Origin of the sequence: Streptomyces griseus (assembly GCF_001715295.1) — a bacterium.
Classification (GTDB): Bacteria; Actinomycetota; Actinomycetes; order Streptomycetales; family Streptomycetaceae; genus Streptomyces; species Streptomyces griseus_G.
The window spans coordinates 907,643-924,972 of record NZ_MDKB01000003.1; the positions used below are offsets into that span (position 1 = coordinate 907,643).

The following is a 17,330-nucleotide window of genomic DNA, read 5'->3' on the forward strand; positions in this document are numbered from 1 at the left end:
AAGCGTGCGCGCCGGGGCGTGGCCGCTCGGTCAGAGGTCACCCGACAGGCTCTCAGGCGGTCCCGACCGTCACGGCGAGGGTGCCGAGGCCGCCACCCGCGCCCCGCAGGGCGATCGAACCGTAGGGCGTGCGCAGCCGTAGCCAGGCTCCGGCGGTCAGCAGCGCGACCGGGAAGTCGGGTGCCCACCGCAGGAAACCGAGGGACTGCGCGGCGTGGACGGCGCGCAGCGGGAGCGGGGTGCCGCCGACCGTACGGGACCAGATGTCACGGCCGATGACGTCACGCTCCGTGCGCGTACGCCGGTCCTCGGGCAGGGCCGCGTCGCGGGCCCGGAACTCGGCCACCGCGTCGGCGAGCTCGGTGCGCAGGACCGGTGGGCCGGGCAGGCCCGGGTGCTCCCGCCAGCCGCCGCGCGGCGGCAGGACCCCGGCCCAGGGCGGACCGGTGACGGGCGCGGGCAGGGCGTCGAGCCCGGCCTCCCCGTCCGTGTCCAGGGCTTCGGGGTCCAGGGCTTCGAGGAGTTCGCCGGCCGAGACGGTGGCGTCGAAGTCGTGGACACCGGCCAGCCGGGCCGTGCGGATCGCCAGCACCTCGAACGACGGGGGCCGGCCGAAGACCGCCAGCGCGCCGCCGCCCGCCTGGAGGCGGACGGCGGCGGCCCGGTCGTAGTGGAGCAGCCGGCCGAGGAAGGCGGCGAGATCCGCCGCCTCCCTCGCGTCGGCGAACAGCAGCGACCGCACGGGCACCGTCATGCGGCAGCGGGCTCCTGGTCGAGGTACTCCTGGAGGAAGAGCTTCTCCTCGGCGGTGATCCGCCGGGGCCGCTCCGCTGCCAGGTCGTAGGGGACGACGATCGTCGACGCCCGTACGTAGACCTGTTCCGGGTCCTTGATCTCGTAGGCGATCGTCAGCGACGCGGCACCGATCTTCGTGACCCACGACTCGACGGTCACCGGTGCGTGCCGGTGGACCAGCGGACGTACGTAGTCGATCTCGTGCCGTGCCACGACGGACCCGCCGGCGAAGGACGGCGAGCCGTCCCCCGGCGCCAGCCGGAACATGAAGTCGATGCGCGCCTCCTCCAGGTAGCGGAGGAAGACCACGTTGTTCACGTGGCCGAAGGCGTCCATGTCCGACCAGCGCAGCGGGCAGCTGTAGAGGTGACGGGCCACGATCAGCCTCGCGTGAGCTTCTTGTACGTGGCGCGGTGCGGGCGGGCCGCGTCCGCGCCGAGGCGCTCGACCTTGTTCTTCTCGTACGACTCGAAGTTCCCCTCGAACCAGTACCAGGAGGAGTCGCCCTCGTACGCCAGGATGTGCGTGGCGACGCGGTCCAGGAACCAGCGGTCGTGGGAGATGACCACTGCGGCTCCCGGGAACTCCAGCAGCGCGTTCTCGAGCGAGGACAGCGTCTCGACGTCGAGGTCGTTGGTGGGCTCGTCGAGGAGCAGCAGGTTGCCGCCCTCCTTGAGCGTCAGCGCCAGGTTGAGGCGGTTGCGCTCACCGCCGGACAGGACGCCGGCCGGCTTCTGCTGGTCGGGGCCCTTGAAGCCGAACGCGGAGACGTAGGCCCGCGAGGGCATCTCGACCTGGCCCACGTTGATGTAGTCCAGCTCGTCCGACACGACGGCCCAGAGGGTCTTCTTGGGGTCGATGTTGGCGCGGGACTGGTCGACGTAGGAGATCTTGACCGTGTCGCCGACCTTGATCGAGCCGGAGTCGGGGGTCTCCAGGCCCTGGATCATCTTGAACAGCGTGGTCTTGCCCGCGCCGTTCGGGCCGATGACGCCGACGATGCCGTTGCGCGGCAGCGTGAACGACAGGTCGTCGATGAGGACCTTGTCGCCGAAGGCCTTGGAGAGGTTCTCCACCTCGACGACGATGGAACCGAGCCGCGGGCCCGGCGGGATCTGGATCTCCTCGAAGTCCAGCTTCCGCATCTTGTCCGCCTCGGCCGCCATCTCCTCGTAACGGGCGAGACGCGCCTTGGACTTGGTCTGCCGGCCCTTGGCGTTGGAGCGGACCCACTCCAGCTCTTCCTTGAGCCGCTTGGCGCGCTTCTCGTCCTTGCGGCCCTCGACCTTGAGGCGGGTGGCCTTCTTGTCGAGGTACGTGGAGTAGTTGCCCTCGTAGGGCAGGGCGCGGCCGCGGTCGAGCTCGAGGATCCACTCGGCGACGTTGTTCAGGAAGTACCGGTCGTGCGTGACGGCGACGACGGCGCCCGAGTACTTCGAGAGGTGCTGCTCCAGCCAGTTCACCGACTCGGCGTCGAGGTGGTTGGTGGGCTCGTCGAGGAGGAGCAGGTCCGGAGCTTCGATGAGCAGCTTGCAGAGCGCCACCCGGCGCTTCTCCCCACCGGAGAGGTTCACGACGGGCCAGTCACCGGGCGGGCAGCCCAGGGCGTCCATGGCCTGCTCCAGCTGGGCGTCGAGGTCCCACGCGTTGGCGTGGTCCAGGTCCTCCTGGAGCTTGCCCATCTCGTCCATGAGGGCGTCGGAGTAGTCGGTCGCCATGAGCTCGGCGACCTCGTTGAAGCGCTTGAGCTTGCCCATGATCTCGGCGGCGCCGTCCTGGACGTTCTCCAGGACGGTCTTGTTCTCGTCGAGCTCCGGCTCCTGCATGAGGATGCCGACGCTGAAGCCGGGGGACAGGAAGGCGTCGCCGTTGGACGGCTGCTCCAGGCCCGCCATGATCTTCAGCACCGTGGACTTACCGGCACCGTTGGGGCCCACCACACCGATCTTCGCACCGGGCAGGAAGTTCAGGGTGACGTCGTCGAGGATCACCTTGTCGCCATGCGCCTTGCGCGTCTTGCGCATGGTGTAGATGTACTCAGCCAAGAGAAACCGTCCGGCAGCAATAGAGGTGTGGGCAGATACACCCATCTTGCCTGACACCCGCGCCCGGACGGAAACCAGTACAACCTCCGGTCAGCACCGTCCCGCCGCGGGAAAGCGTCGGGCCCGGTACGGATGTCCGTACCGGGCCCTTCAGCGGGGCGGTCTCATGACGCGCCCGTGGTCATGCGCTCAGGCGTTGGCCTGCGGCTTCTTCCGGCGGAGGAAGAAGACCGCGCCGCCGCCGAGGACGACGAGAGCGATGGCCACACCGGCGATCACGGGGGTGGCGCTGGAGCCGCCCGTCGCGGCGAGGTCACCCTCGGCGCCGGTCGTGCCGGTGGTTCCGGTGGTGCCGGCGCCGGACGGTGCCGGCGTGGGCTGGTCGGAGCCGGTCTGCGTCTCGGTGTCGCCACCCGGCGCGGGGGTGCCGGCGGTCTTGCAGTCCAGGACGCCCTTGAAGTTCTTCTCGTAGCCGCCCGGGCCGGTGATCGTGAAGTCGTACGCCTGGTCCTCGCCGACCGGGATGGTCACCGTGCGGGTCCCGCCGGCCTCGATCGTGTTCTTCTTGCCGGCCAGCTCGAAGGTGAACGGCTCGTCACCCGTGTTGCTCGCGGTGATGTCCACGCCGCCCTTGGCGCAGTTCTTCTCCGCGGTGAGGGCGGGGACGGGGCCCGTCTTGGCCCAGGTGGCGGTGGCCGCGGCGGTGACGGCGGACTCGCTGGAGCCGGCCAGGATCATCGTCTGGCTCTTGATCAGCCCGGTGAAGACCCGGCCCACGGGGACCGAGGTCGTCGCCTGCACGCTCAGCGAGGCGTTGCCGTCCGCGGTGCCCGCGGGGACGTCGAAGTAGAGCGCCGCTCCGTCGGCGGCCTCGGTGACGGGCTTGCCGTCCTTGTCGGTGACCTTGACCCCGCTGGCGGCGGAGTCGACGGGCGGGGCCACGGACACCTGGTCCGCGTCCGTGTGGACGGTGATCGGACCGAGCCGCTCGCCGGCCTTGCCGGAGACGGCGGCGGGCTCCAGGGCGACGGACGCCTTGGGCTCGGCGACGTCCTCGGCCTTCTCCTCGAGCCAGTCGGCCAGCTTCTCGGCGTTCTCGTCCTTGGCCGTGACGTCGGCCTTGTCCGAGTAGCGCCAGATGGCGACCTGGGTGCCCGCGGCAGCGGTCTTCTCGGTGAGCGGGCCGGTCCCGGCCTCCTTCGCGAGCGCCGCGAAGTCGTCGATCTGCGGGTAGGAGTGCTGCAGGATCCAGCGGATCTTGCCCGCGTTCTCGTTCTTACCGAGCGAGGACTGGTCCCAGGGGGTCTCCTGGTACTTCGCGCCGTCCTTGGTCGGGGTGTGGAAGTCGATGCAGTACGTCTTGATCGTGCCGCCGCCGTCGACCTGCATCTCGAACAGGCCGGCGGGAAGCTGCTGGGGCTTCTTGCCGTCGCCGGTGTTGAGCAGCGCGTAGTCGTAGGCGTCCTTCTTCAGCCCGCCCAGGACGGCGGTCGCGCCGCCCTGGTGCTGGCTGGGCTCCTCCGCCGAAGCCGTCGTCGCACCGGCGAGGGTGCCGGCCGCCAGAAGGCCGGAGGCCATCACGGCGGCTGCCGCGCGGGCGAGGCCGTGGCGGTGACCTCCGCTCCGGCTCCGTATCGAATGCGCCGTCGTCGCCGAGGACGACGGGGCGGATGCTGAAGACGCTGAAAACACAGAATTCCCCTCCGGGCGAGACCTTCACGCGTGGTGTGCGTGTGGGAGGTGCCTCGCCAGCAAACTCAAGTGCCGCATGAGTACGGGGGAATCGTATGGAGCAGGCGGAGGAGAGTCCCCCGTCATGCCGTCAGATAACCATTCCGACTCGCAATCGTTATAGCCGACTTCGGCGCGCCCCCCTTGTTCAGGTCACCGACACCATTGCTTTGGCCTGTTTCTGACGATGCACCGGTTCCGTGAGTGCGGGCTCCGCCTTGGCCACCCGTCTGAACGCGGCGGTGCCTCTGCTCAGATCGTGTCCCACCGTCGTGGCCTCGACGTCCACGAACGTCTTCCACGCCCCGTCCCGTTCCTCCTCGCGCACCTTCAGACGGCCGTGGACGAGGAGGGGCTCCCCCACGGAGACCGAACCCGCCAGGTTCGACGCGAGCGTCCGCCAGGCCCAGACCGTGTAGAAACTCGTGCGCCCGTCGGCCCAGAGCTGCCTCTCGCGGTCCCAGCGCCTGGGCGTCACCGCCATACGGAAGCGTGCCGTCGGACCCGTCGCCGTATCCCGGAAATCCACCGGGGTGGCGGCATTGCCCACCAGCGTCACCCATGTCTCGTTCATTTCCCGTCCCCCGTGCCCATCGTGTCCGTTCGAACGGACCCGGTCCGCACCGGGTCCGCTCCGATGTCCTCCATGCTGGACGGGATAGCGGAATTCCGCCGGGCCTGTGGATTACCGGCCGGTTGTGGACAACTCCGTCACCGCCACGTACCGCTCCCGCACTTCCCGGTACCGGGCCAGTTCCGCGGCGACCGGGTCGAGGACCCTGGCCCGGCCGCAGCCCGCGGCCGCCTCGCGCAGCCGCCGCTCCGCCTCCTGCCCGTACCGGCGCGCGGGTCCGCGGGCGGCGGCGACGCAGGACCATTCCACGAGCGGCCCGCCGAGGACGCCGGCCAGCATGAGCAGGGCCGGGGTGACCAGACCGGGTTCGAGCACACCGACGATCTGGCCGAGCAGCCAGAGGCCGCCGAAGAGCTGAAGCAGCGACATGGAGGCCTGTGCCAGCACTGCCGCGGGCCACCAGGCGGGGCGGGGCGGCCGGCCGGCCCGGCCGCCGACCGGCCCCGCGGTGGACGTACCCGCCCGGCCGTCGGCCCCGGCCGCTCCCGGGGGCGCACCCTCTGCCGCGGCCTCGGCCGGACCGGCGGGCCGGCCCGCAGCCGTGGTCCTGCCCCTGCCCGCCGTTCGCGCGCTCCTGCCTCTGCCCGCTGACCCCGAGGTCGCCCCCGTACCCGCCGCGCCGCGTCCCCCGTCCCCGGTGCGTACCGTCCCCGGGCCCGCGGAAGACTCTGCACGTCCGGAGCCGTTCGCGCCCTCCGAGGCGGCCGGACCGGCACCCCGGCTCCCCGTACGGCCCCGGCTCCCCCCGCCGGACTGCGACCCGGCGTTCCGGGAGAGGGCGTCCAGTGCCTCCGGCAGCCCTCGCGCGCCGTTCACCGCCGCCTCGCGCACGGCCTGGGCCCACGGGGCGGGCAGTCCCTCGACCGCGTCGTCCGCCAGCATCCGCACGGCCTGCTCCACCCGCTGCCGGGCGGTGAGCTCCTCCTCCGCGGGCGGCGCGAGCACCTGCGCCATCAGGTCCAGGCCGCCGAGCTGCCGGGTGGACCGGTACCAGCGCCACAGCCGCAGCCACGGGGTCCCACAGGCCCGCCCGGCGTTCCTGCGCCACTCGCGCTCGGCCGCCTGTCCGGCCGCCGCCGCGCCGACGGCCTCCGCCAGCCGGTCGGTGAACTCCTCACGGGACCGCTCACCGAGTCCGGGACGCCCCTCGGCGACGTACACGGGCCGCAGCCGCGCGGCCGCCGCGTCCACGTCGGCGGAGAGCCGGAGCGCCGCCGCCGAGCGGTCCTGCACCAGCTTGCCCAGCAGTTCCCGCAGGTCGGCGAGGCCCTCACCGGTGAGGGCGGACAGGGACATGACCGTGGCGCCCGGCTCTCCGTGCTCCCCCACCGCCATGCCGTCCTCGTCGAGCAGCCTGCGCAGATCGTCCAGGACGAGATCGGCCGCCTCGCCGGGGAGCCGGTCGATCTGGTTGAGGACGACGAAGGTGACCTCCGCGTGCCCGGCCAGCGGGCGCAGATAGCGTTCGTGCAGGGTCGCGTCGGCGTACTTCTCCGGGTCGACGACCCAGATCACCGCATCGACCAGGGCCAGCACCCGGTCCACCTGGTCCCGGTGGCCGGTGGCGGCGGAGTCGTGGTCCGGGAGGTCCACGAGGACGAGTCCCCGCAGCGCCTCGTCGGCCTGCGCGCTGCCCGGGACCGGCCTGCGCCGCAGGCGGCCGGGGATGGCCAGCCGGTCCAGCAGCCCGGCGGCACCGTCCGTCCAGCTGCAGGCGATCGGCGCGGACGTCGTCGGCCGGCGCAGCCCGGTCTCGGAGATCTGCGCGCCCGCGAGCGCGTTGAAGAGCGTGGACTTCCCACTCCCGGTGGCCCCCGCGACGGCGACGACCGTGTGCCGGGAGGAGAGCCGGCGGCGGGCCGACGCCTCGTCGAGCACCCGCCCCGCCTCGGCGAGCGTGTCCCCCTCGAGCCTGGCGCGGGAGAGCCCGACCAGTTCGCGCAGCGCGTCGACCCTCGGCCCCAGGGCGCCGCCCGGCAGCCCGTACGCCTCGGCCTGGGGAGGGGCGTCGTCGCGGGTCGGCCGCTGTTCCGACCGGTCGTCCTCGGGCAGGGCCTCGGCGGCGCGCCGCGCGATGAGCCCGTCGTCCCAGCGCCACGCCTCGGCCGCCTCCGCCGCCTCGGCCTTTCCGCGCTCCGGTCCCGGCCCCTGGCCGCGATCCTTGTCCGTGAGGGCAGTCAACGCTGCCACCTCGCCTTCTGCAGTAGGGAGAGCGCGGCGATGAGTTCGGCCTGCGGCTCGGGGGCGATCTCCAGCGCGTCGAGCGGGGCGAGCCGCCGGTCGCGCTCACCGTGCAGGACCTGCTCCAGATAGCTGGTCAGCAATGCCCCGCCCTTGTCGCGCAGCCGCAACGCGCCGTGGGCGCCGATCCGTTCGGCGAGCTGCTCCCCGGCGCCACGGGCCCGGCGTCCCCCGAGCAGGGCGGCGGCCAGCAGCGCGGCGACCGTTTCGGCGTCGGGCGCGGCGTTGCGCTCCATCTGCCGCACCTCCTCTTCGGCCAGTTCCTCCAGGACGCGCCGCCAACGCCGTACGGCCATGGCGATCCGGCCCTGGACGTCCTCGGTCGGCCCCCATCCCCCGGCCTCCCGGCCCGCGCCCTCGAACCGGAAGTCACCCGCCGCGGGGTCCCGCCGCCAGGCGGTGCGGATCTGTTCGTCGGCGGCGGCGACGGCGCACTGGAGCAGTGCGGCGAGGCTCTCCACGAGGGCGTCCAGCAGTTCACCGGCCGTGCTGTAGAGCGGGTATCCGCGCCACCGGGTGCGGGCTCCACCGGCGAGTACGGCGCCGCTCTGCAACCGCCGGCGGACGCGGGACGACTCCTTCGTGTAGGCCTCCTCCACCACGCCGGTCAGCCGCACGGCCGCCGCGTACTGCGCGGCCACGGCCCCCGCGAGTTCGGGCAGCCGCATGTCGAGTGAGCCGATGACTCCCGACGCGGTGCGGCCCACGGCCTGCTGACGGGCCGCCGGGTCCTGCGCCCGGTGGGTGAGCCAGGCGCGCAGCGGGGCGACGGCCGTGGTGGGGAGCAGCCCGCTGCCGCCGCCCGCGGACTCGGGCAGTTCGGGGATGGTGAACCGGGGCACGTCGCCGAGTCCGGCCCGGGTGAGCAGCGCCGCGTACTGCCGTGACACCTCGGCGATCACCTGGTGCGGCACCCGGTCCAGAACGGTGACGAGGGAGGCGTCGTACTCCTTGGCGGTACGGAGCATGTGCCACGGGACCGCGTCGGCGTACCGGGAAGCGGTGGTGACCATGACCCACACGTCGGCCGCGCAGATGAGTTCGGCGGCCAGGACCCGGTTGCCCACGACGAGTGAGTCGATGTCGGGGGCGTCCAGGAGCGCGAGCCCCCGGGGCAGCGTCGCGGCGGTCTCCACGCGCAGTACGGTGCCGTCCTGGTCCCCGTCCGCCCCCAGGTGGTCCAGCCCGTCCGGGTCCGGGACCTGCCCCGGAGGAAGCCAGATCCGGGTCAGCTGGGGCAGGACCCGGACACCTGCGAACCAGTGGTGGTCGTCGGGGTGGCAGACGAGTACCGGCGTCCGCGTCGTCGGGCGCAGCACACCGGCCTCACTGACCCGGCAGCCCACGAGCGAGTTGACGAGCGTCGACTTGCCGGCACCGGTGGAACCGCCGATCACGGCGAGCACCGGCGCTTCGGGGTCCTTGAGGCGCGGAACGAGGTAGTCGTCGAGCTGGGCGAGCAGTTCGGTCCTGGTCTGCCGGGCCCGGGCGGCCCCCGGCAGCGGGAGGGGAAGACGCACGGCAGCGACACGGTCGCGCAGGGCGGAAAGTGCGTCGATGAGCTGGGGCCGTACATCCATGGTGACCACATGGGAAGAATGCCCAATTTTGAAGGCTTTTTGAAGCGTATAGCCCTCTCTGCGCGGCGGATCCACCCGGGGGACAGAGGGGACGAGCGGGGCGCAGGCATAACGAGTGCACAACACCCGGCGCCCGAGGCGCGAAAAGCGGTGCATGAAGCGCACCTAACTGCGATTATCGGTTCGCTTCACCGAACCTACACATCGTGCCACGCAGGTGAAGCAAGCGGGACGAGGCGATCTGAGCCCTATCCTTGTCCCGGCAAGGTCCCGGATGGCTCGATCCAGTGCCCTCCGGACCACAGAGGCCGACACCGGCCCCCGTAGCTCAGTGGATAGAGCAGGCGCCTTCTAAGCGCTTGGCCGCAGGTTCGAGTCCTGCCGGGGGCGCACATTCATGTAGGTCAGAGGCCAGTGGTCGCCTGAGAAGGCGTACGGGGCACTCTCGTACCCACTCGACGGCGATCCGGGAATCATCGCGGCCGCCACCGCCCCCCGCCGACCGCACGAGGCGCATGCCGGGCACCGGCCGCAGGTGCGGGCCCTGCGGGACCGCGGCGAGCACGACGCCGTCGGCGGGTGGGGCGAGGCGGAGGACGCCGGCGGATTCCGTCGCCTCGCCGCGGCCCCGACCGAGGTGCGACCCTGGGAAAGGGAGAGATTCCGGACGCCGGGCCGCGGAACGGATGCCGTCGCCCGCTTGGAGGCGAACCACTGTGCTGTTCACCGACCGCACGGACGCCGGACGGCAGCTCGCCGAGGCGCTGCGCCACCTGAGGCAGCGCGATCCCGTCGTCCTGGGACTGCCGCGTGGCGGCGTCCCGGTGGCGTACGAGGTGGCACGGGAGCTCGACGCCCCGCTGGATGTGGCCGTGGTCCGCAAGCTCGGGGTCCCCTACCACCCCGAGCTCGGCTTCGGCGCCATCGGTGAGGGCGGGGTCCGCGTCATCAGCGACGAGATCGTCCGCCACGCCGGGGTACGGGCGGAGGACCTCACCTCCGTCGAGCGGACCGAGGAGGCGGAACTCGTACGGCGTGCGCACGCCTACCGGGAGGGCCGCCCGCGTCTCCCGCTCACGGGCCGCGCGGTGGTCGTGGTGGACGACGGGATCGCCACCGGGGCGACCGCCAGAGCCGCCTGCCGGGTGGTACGGGCGCAGGGCGCCGCGTACGTCGTCCTCGCCGTACCGGTGGCCTCGCCCGACGCGGTCGCCCGGCTGCGGGACGACGTGGACGAGGTGGTGTGCCTGTCCACGCCGAACCTGTTCTCGGCCGTCGGGGAGTGGTACCGGGACTTCTCCCAGACCACCGACGAAGAGGTCGTCTCCCTGCTGGCCCGCGCCCGGAAGGGCGACGGCTTCCCGGCCGTGTCCGCCGAGGAGGTGGAGGTCGTCTCCGGCCCGACCGGCCTGGTCGGGGATCTCGCACTACCCGCGGACGCCGGGGCCGTCGTGGTGTTCGCCCACGGCTCCGGCAGCAGCCGTCACAGTCCGCGCAACCGCGCCGTGGCGTCCGCCCTGAACCGGGCGGGCCTGGGCACCCTCCTCCTCGATCTCCTCACGCCCGGCGAGGAGGCCGACCGCGCCAACGTCTTCGACATCGGCCTGCTCGCCGGACGGCTGGCGGACGCCACCCACTGGCTGCGGGGCCGGGTCTCCCTCCCGGTCGGCTCCTTCGGGGCGAGCACAGGGGCGGCGGCCGCGCTGCGGGCAGCCGCCGCGCCCGACTCGGGCGTCGGCGCCGTGGTCTCCCGAGGCGGGCGCCCCGACCTGGCCGGGGCGGACCTGTCCTTGGTACGGGCGCCGACGCTGCTCATCGTGGGCGGCGCCGACACCACGGTGATCGACCTCAACCGGCAGGCCCAGGCGGCGCTGTACTGCGAGAACCGGCTGGAGATCGTGCCGGGCGCCACCCACCTCTTCGAGGAGCCGGGCACCCTGGACCGGGTCGCCGACCTGGCGAGGGACTGGTTCACCGGTCATCTGGTGCGGCAGGCCGGGTAGGGCCGGCGCCGGACGCCTGCGACAGACCGGCGGGCGGCCGCGAGCCGGGCACCGCGGGCCGAAGCCCATGGCCTCCCGCGGTACTTCCGGCCCGGCGCCACACTCCCGCCGCCACCGTCAGCGGCCGGCCACCGCCCGCCCGTACGGAACGAGCCGGACCGGTCCGACCAGTCCGTACTTCTGCCGCTGCGCCACCCCGAAGACGGGCGCGTTGCTGACCCGCAGCCGGTTGAGGAGGGTCGTGGCGACCTCCACCTCGATGGTGTTGGCGCCCGCGCGCAGGTACGGACCGACGTCGTGGCCGTCAGCTGGTCCTGAGATCGCAGTATCCCGATGGCGTCGAGCAGGAAATCTACGGTTCCTCCTTGTGCATCACGCATTACGGGACGTTATGCACCGCACAGCTCACCAAGCCGGCCTCGGCCCCGACCGGCTGTCTTTCACCCGCACCCTTCGCATCGCCCGCCGACACGTCACCGACCAGGCGGCACTTCCTCCCTCTCGACTCAGCCGAGCCTTGACCCACACCGCCCGTGAGCTGCTGGAACGACTTCTCCCACCCCGCAGACAACGCTCCAACCCCCGCGTCATCAAACGCAAGATGAGTAACTGGCACCTCAAACGCACCCACCACCGCAACCCACCCCAACCACCCACCAGGGCAATCGCACTCGTCCCACCCACCAAAGCAACCGGCAGCCGCCAAACTGTCACCTGAAACACCGGTATCGGGCCTAAGGGCTGTTCCGGGGCGACGCGGCGCGTGCGTGCCACGTCGCCGGGCGGGCGGGACGTGCGGAGCACGCCCCGGGAGACTGCCGCGCAGACCGCTGCCCCGGCTGTCGCGGACAGCCGGGGCAGCGGTCTGCGCAGGGGCGGGAGCGCCCCGTACGTCCGGGTGGTCGACCTCGTCGGCCGGCCGGAGCGGTCACCGGGTCTCCGCCGGGCCGGCCGGTCCGGAGACCCGGTTCAGCCGATCTCGCCCTCGGTGCCCGGGGGTTCCTCGCGGGCGCCGTTCCTGAGCCGGTCGGCCTGTTCGATCGCCGTGGCGAGTTTCGCCACCGCGCTGTCCTCGGTGGCGGTCGCCAGCCTCCGTGCCCGGGAGGCCAGTGCGGCGAGGGACGGGGTACCCGGCAGGTCGCCGCCGCGCAGGGTGTCCGCGAAGTACGCGGCGACCGCGGCCACCTGGAGCCGGGGGCTGTCACCGCCCCAGAGCCTGCCGCCGAGCGCTCCGGTCTCCACCGACCCGGTCTCCTCGTGCGCCTCGCGGGTGCCGGGGTCCTGCCAGCGCACGGTAGCCGTCGCCACGTGGCCGGAGGCGCCCTCGCGCAGACGTACGGCGTAGAGCGCGGTCACCGTGTGGCCGGGGCCGACCTCGCCGCCGTCGACGCCGTCGTCGCGGAAGTCGTCGTCGGCCACCTTGCGGTTCTCGTAACCGATGAGCCGGAATCGCTGGACGGTCCTGCGGTCGAACGCCACCTGGGCCTTCGCGTCCCGGGCCCGCAGTTGGACGTGGGCGGGCAACTGGTCCACGAAGACCTTCCTGGCCTGGGTCTCGTCGCCGATGTAGGTGGTGTTTCCGTCGCCCCTGTCGGTGAGCCGCTCCATCAGCGCGTCACCGTAGTCGCTGCCGACCCCGACGCCGAAGAGTGTGATGCCGTACTCCTCGCGTGCGTCGCCGATCCGCTCCAGGATCGCGTCGGCGTCGGTCTCGCCGGTGTTGGCGAGGGCGTCGGAGAGCAGGACGACCCTGTTGGCGGCGCCCTTGCGGTGGCCCTTGACGGCCTCGTCGTAGCCCCGGGTGACGCCCGCCGCCACGTTCGTGGAGTCGGCGGGTTCCATCTCCTCGATGGCGTCCCGGACCTTGGTGCGGTTGCCCCGGAGGCGGGTCATCGGCAACCGGGTCTCGGCCTCGTCGCTGAAGGTGACCAGGGAGACGGAGTCGTCGTCGCGCAGTTCGTCGGCGAGGACGCCCAGCGACGTCCTCACCAGGTCGAGGCGGCCGGGTTCGGCCATCGATCCGGAGATGTCGACGACGAAGGTCAGTGCGGCGGGCGGGCGTTCGCCCGTCGCGGCGGCTTCCCCGGTGGCCAGTCCGACCCGTACCAGCGACCAGCCGGCGGCGCCGGTGCCGGGCCGTGCCCCGTCGACGCTCACCGAGAAGCCGTTGCCCTCCGGCCGCGCGTAGCCCTGGCGGAAACTGTTGACGAACTCCTCCGGGCGCACCGTGTCCGCCTCGGGCAGCCGGCCGTCGCCGAGGGTGCGGCGCGCGTATCCGTAGCTCGCGGTGTCCACGTCCAGCGCGAAGGTCGAGAGGTAGTCGGGCGGTGCCGCCTTCCGGGCGTCGCCCTCCCGCGCGCCGTCCTCCTTCTGCCGGGCGCCGCCGGGGGCGCCGGGGGCGGGCTGTCCGCTCACGGGGCCGCGTGCGCCGCCGCCTCGCGCGGTGGCGGATTCGTCGTTCGTCCCTCCCGCGCTGCATCCGGTGATCAGCATGCCCCCTGCCAGCAGCAGCGCCAGCGCGCCGCGGTGTGCCCTCGCCCTGCGTCCCATCCGTACCCCCCACGTCGTCGACATCTGTGTATGGGACGTACGGGAGGCCCGGAAGGAACGGACGAACGTGTTGCGGATCCGTCTCGATGCGGCAACGGCGCAGCACCGGCGCGGGGCATCGCCGTCAGGACACGATGTCCTTGCGGCCGAACCCCCGGAAGGCGAGGGCGAAGAGGATCAGGGCGTACGTCACCGAGACCGCGGCGCCCTTCACCATCCCGCCCCATTCGAGCTCCGGCTGGAGGGCGTCCGCCCAGGCGAACTGCCAGTGCGCGGGCAGGAACTCGCGCCAGGACCCGAGGGCGGTGACGGCGTCCAGGACGTTGCCGACGATGGTCAGCCCGACCGCGCCGCCGACCGCGCCCAGTGGTGCGTCGGTCTTGGTCGACAGCCAGAACGCGAGTCCGGCCGTGACCAGTTGGGAGACGAAGACGAAGGCGACGACGAGGGCGAGGCGCGGCACGGTGTCGGCAGTGCCGAGCGCGCCGCCGGTGGGCAGGCGCAGGGGTCCCCAGCCGTACGCGGCGGCTCCGGCGGCCAGGGCGACGAGCGGCAGCAGCACCATGGCCGCCAGGCTGAAGCCGAGCGCCACGACGAGCTTGCTCCACAGCAGCCGGGCGCGCGGGACGGGCGCCGCGAGCAGGTAGCGCAGCGAGGACCAGCTCGCCTCGGAGGCGACGGTGTCCCCGCAGAACAGGGCCACCGGCACCACCAGCAGGAAGCCGGCGGAGACGAACAGGCAGGTCGCCGCGAAGTTGGCGGCGGACTCCGTGGCGACGTCCATGAGGTTGATCCGCGAGCCCCCTCCCCCGCCGCCGCCCTCGCCGTCGGGGGTGCCGCCGATCGCGAAGGCGATGATCAGGACGAACGGCAGGGCGGCCAGTACTCCTCCCATGAGCAGGGTGCGGCGTCTGCGCAACTGGCGCATCGCCTCGACGCGCAGCGGAAGGGTGCGGCGGGGATGGTAGCCGGGGGCTTCGGCGAGGCTTCGGAGCTCGGTCGCGGCGCTCATGCGGGCTCTCCGTTGATGAGGGTGAGGAAGGCGTCCTCCAGGCGGCGGTGCGGGCCGACACCGGTCACCGGCACGTCGAGCCGCACCAGTTCGGCGACCAGTTGGGCGGCGGTGGCACCGTCGAGGCGGACGAGCAGCCCGTGGCCGCCGTCCACGCGGACGGCCGAGCCGATGCCGGGCAGCGCGGCCACCTTGTCCACGAGCGGTCCGGTGGCCTCCTCCGCGGTGGTGACGAGCAGCATGTCGCCGCTGCCGGTGATCTCGGCGACCGGGCCCGCCTGCACGAGCCTGCCGCGGTCCATGACCACCAGGTGGGTGCAGGACTGCTCGACCTCGGAGAGCAGGTGGCTGGAGACGATCACGGTGCGGCCGCCGGCCGCGTACCGGATCATCACGTCGCGCATCTCGCGGATCTGGGGCGGGTCGAGGCCGTTGGTCGGCTCGTCGAGGATGAGCAGGTCGGGCATGCCGAGCATGGCCTGGGCGATGGCGAGCCGTTGCCGCATGCCCTGGGAGTAGGTGCGGACCGCGCGGGCCAGGGCGTCGCCGAGTCCCGCGATCTCCAGCGCCTCGTCGAGGTGCGCGTCCCCGGGAGGCCGTCCGGTGGCCTGCCAGTACAGCTCCAGGTTGGCGCGGCCGGAGAGGTGCGGCAGGAAGCCGGCGCCCTCGACGAAGGAACCCACCCGGGACAGCACCGGTGCTCCGGGCCGGATGGCATGCCCGAAGACGCGGATCTCACCGGCGTCCGGGGTGATGAGGCCCATCAGCATGCGCAGTGTGGTGGTCTTGCCGGCTCCGTTGGGGCCGAGGAGTCCGAGGACCTGCCCCTTCTCGACCCGGAAGCCCAGCTCCCGAACCGCGTACCGGTCGGAGGCTTTGGAGTACTTCTTCGACAGGCCGGTGATCTGCAGCGGTACGCCGGTCAGCGACGGATCCGGCGCCGGGGTCGCGGTGCGGCGGCGTGCGGTGACCAGGAGTGCGGCGGCGACGACGAGCGCGGCGGCCGGGAGTCCCCAGGTCCACCAGGGCAGGGCGGCCGACGCGGTCTTCACGCCGGGTGCGGTGGGCACGGTCAGCGCCCCGCCGAGGGTGACTGTGTACGTCGCGGGCTCGGCGGGTGAGGCGTAGGCGAGGTCGGTCGCGGAGAGGACCAGACGGAGCCGGTGCCCTGCGTCGACCTCGTGGTCGACGGCGGGCAGGGCCAGCTCGACCGGCTTGCCCTGCTCGGCGGGGGTGATCCGGTAGGGGGAGACCAGCTGGGAGGGCAGCACCTGCCGCTTCCCGTCCGGGGAGACGTCGTAGACCTTGCCGAACAGCACCGCGTCGCCCCGGTCCGCCTTCACGTTCACGGTGACGGTGGGTGATCCGGTGACGCGTACGGAGCTGTCCAGCGGGGCGGACTCGAAGCTCGCGTACTGCCCGGGGAAGTCGAGGGAGAGCCCGACGCCGAGCGAGGACAGCTGGGAGAGCCCGCCCCCGACGCCGGGGAGGGCGGAGACGGACGGCGGGGCGGCGCCGGCGGGGTTGCGGAAGGTCTGGATGAGACCGTCCGGCGCTTTCCGTCCGCCGCCCTCGCCGCCGGTGGCCGCGTCCTGCCCGCCGCCCTGGCCGGGCTGCCGGTGGGCGCCGGTGAGGGGGATCTTCCGTCCGCCGCTGGTCAGCCCGGGGTACGAGTCGCTGCTCGCGCCGCGCTTCAGGGCGGCGCCGTCGGTGGAGTCGACACCGCCGGTCCGGGTCACGCGGAAGCCCGGCCCGGTGTCGGCGTCCTCGTGCTTCTTCAGGTACCGGTCGAACCAGTCACCGATCCGGTTCCGGACGCGGTCGGTCTCCATGTCCCCGCCGTCGTGCCCACCCGCGATCCAGTCGACCGACACGGGTGCCCCGTTGGCGCGGACGGCCTGGGCCATGGCGTCGGCCTGGCCGAGCGGGAAGAGGGAGTCGCTCTGTCCCTGCACGATGAGCGCGGGGACGTCGATGCGGTCGGCCACGGCGACGGGGGAACGTTCCGTCAGCAGTGCGCGGGCGGCGGCGTCCGGCTTCCCGGTGACGGCGACCCTCTCGTACATCGCGCAGAGCCGCTTCTCGAACTTCTGGCAGCCGCCGCCGGTGGTGACGAAGATTCCGGCCCAGAGCTTTTTGAACACCCCGTCGGGGAAGAGCGCGTCGGCCAGGTTCCAGTAGCTGATCACGGGAGCGACGGCGTCGACCCGTTTGTCGTACCCGGCGGCGAGCAGCGCCACCGCGCCGCCGTAGGAGGCCCCCGTGACGCCGACCCGCGGGTCGCCCTTCGCGTCGAGCCGCACCTCGGGCCGCTCGGCCAGCCAGTCGATGAGCCCGGAGACGTCCTTGACCTCCCTGTCCGGAGCGTTGAGCGAGATCTCCCCGGTGGTCTTCCCGAAACCGCGGGCCGACCAGGTGAGGACCGCGTACCCCTCGGCGGCCAGCTTCCTCGCCTGGGCGCGCACGTCGTCCTTGCTGCCGCCGAAGCCGTGGCCGATGAGGACGGCGGGCCTGGGCTCCGAGCCCCCGGTCGTGAAGTAGGAGGTGTCGACGGACACGCCGTTCGTCCGGATCATCCGGTCCTGGCGGTGCACGGCCGGCGCACCGTCGTCGGCGACGGCGGTCCAGGTACCCGCCCCCACGAGCACGGCGAGGGCGGCGGCGACCGCGGCCCACCGGCCGCGCGTTCGGGGCAGCCGGCGGCGCCACCGGGAAGTTGGGTTCTCCATGACTCGACCC

The 17,330-nt window shown here is 72.7% G+C and carries 11 protein-coding genes, 1 tRNA gene and 1 pseudogene; 2 read left to right on the plus strand and 11 right to left on the minus strand.

Annotated elements, in window-relative coordinates:
* Positions 1–52 precede the first annotated feature (52 nt).
* The 7 genes from BA175_RS20215 to BA175_RS20245 form a co-directional block, all read right to left on the minus strand.
* On the minus strand, positions 53–754 hold the full coding sequence (locus BA175_RS20215; protein WP_069172834.1) for a hypothetical protein: 702 nt from the start codon (positions 752–754) through the stop codon (positions 53–55).
* Entirely contained in the window at positions 751–1,173 is a 423-nt protein-coding gene (locus BA175_RS20220; protein WP_069172835.1) for an acyl-CoA thioesterase, read from the minus strand. Before BA175_RS20220 ends, BA175_RS20215 begins: the two co-directional genes overlap by 4 nt.
* A gap of 2 nt (positions 1,174–1,175) precedes the next feature.
* Positions 1,176–2,840: an energy-dependent translational throttle protein EttA gene (ettA, locus tag BA175_RS20225; RefSeq protein ID WP_079159696.1), complete on the minus strand. Its 1,665-nt coding sequence runs from the start codon at positions 2,838–2,840 to the stop codon at positions 1,176–1,178.
* A gap of 189 nt (positions 2,841–3,029) precedes the next feature.
* On the minus strand, positions 3,030–4,532 hold the full coding sequence (locus BA175_RS20230) for a Cys-Gln thioester bond-forming surface protein (RefSeq protein WP_438947343.1): 1,503 nt from the start codon (positions 4,530–4,532) through the stop codon (positions 3,030–3,032).
* A 187-nt stretch (positions 4,533–4,719) separates the two neighbouring features.
* Complete coding sequence (locus tag BA175_RS20235; RefSeq protein ID WP_069172836.1) at positions 4,720–5,145, minus strand: single-stranded DNA-binding protein; 426 nt, start codon at positions 5,143–5,145, stop codon at positions 4,720–4,722.
* Positions 5,146–5,256: 111 nt separating this feature from the next.
* A complete protein-coding gene (locus BA175_RS20240; protein ID WP_069172837.1) occupies positions 5,257–7,386 on the minus strand; it encodes a GTPase in 2,130 nt (709 codons plus the stop codon).
* Positions 7,383–9,026 (minus strand): GTPase domain-containing protein, encoded by a 1,644-nt coding sequence (locus BA175_RS20245; RefSeq protein ID WP_069172838.1) that lies wholly within the window; start codon positions 9,024–9,026, stop codon positions 7,383–7,385. The genes BA175_RS20240 and BA175_RS20245 overlap by 4 nt, the downstream gene beginning before the upstream one ends.
* 317 nt (positions 9,027–9,343) lie before the next feature.
* On the opposite strand from BA175_RS20245, the gene BA175_RS20250 reads away from it, so the two are divergent.
* Both BA175_RS20250 and BA175_RS20255 read left to right on the plus strand, forming a co-directional pair.
* Positions 9,344–9,416: transfer RNA gene (locus tag BA175_RS20250), tRNA-Arg, on the plus strand.
* 326 nt (positions 9,417–9,742) lie between these two features.
* Positions 9,743–11,029: a phosphoribosyltransferase family protein gene (locus tag BA175_RS20255; RefSeq protein ID WP_069172839.1), complete on the plus strand. Its 1,287-nt coding sequence runs from the start codon at positions 9,743–9,745 to the stop codon at positions 11,027–11,029.
* Positions 11,030–11,146: 117 nt separating this feature from the next.
* Here the strand turns inward: BA175_RS20255 and BA175_RS29830 are convergent.
* The 4 genes and pseudogenes from BA175_RS29830 to BA175_RS20270 all read right to left on the minus strand — a co-directional run.
* A pseudogene (locus BA175_RS29830) lies at positions 11,147–11,326 on the minus strand (hypothetical protein); the annotation flags it as partial.
* 672 nt (positions 11,327–11,998) lie between these two features.
* Positions 11,999–13,579, minus strand: coding sequence for a vWA domain-containing protein (locus BA175_RS20260; protein ID WP_069172840.1), 1,581 nt, complete (start codon positions 13,577–13,579; stop codon positions 11,999–12,001).
* A 124-nt stretch (positions 13,580–13,703) separates the two neighbouring features.
* A complete protein-coding gene (locus tag BA175_RS20265; protein WP_069172841.1) occupies positions 13,704–14,591 on the minus strand; it encodes an ABC transporter permease in 888 nt (295 codons plus the stop codon).
* Positions 14,588–17,320, minus strand: coding sequence for an alpha/beta fold hydrolase (locus BA175_RS20270; RefSeq protein WP_079159697.1), 2,733 nt, complete (start codon positions 17,318–17,320; stop codon positions 14,588–14,590). The genes BA175_RS20265 and BA175_RS20270 overlap by 4 nt, the downstream gene beginning before the upstream one ends.
* Between the last annotated feature and the right edge of the window lie 10 nt (positions 17,321–17,330).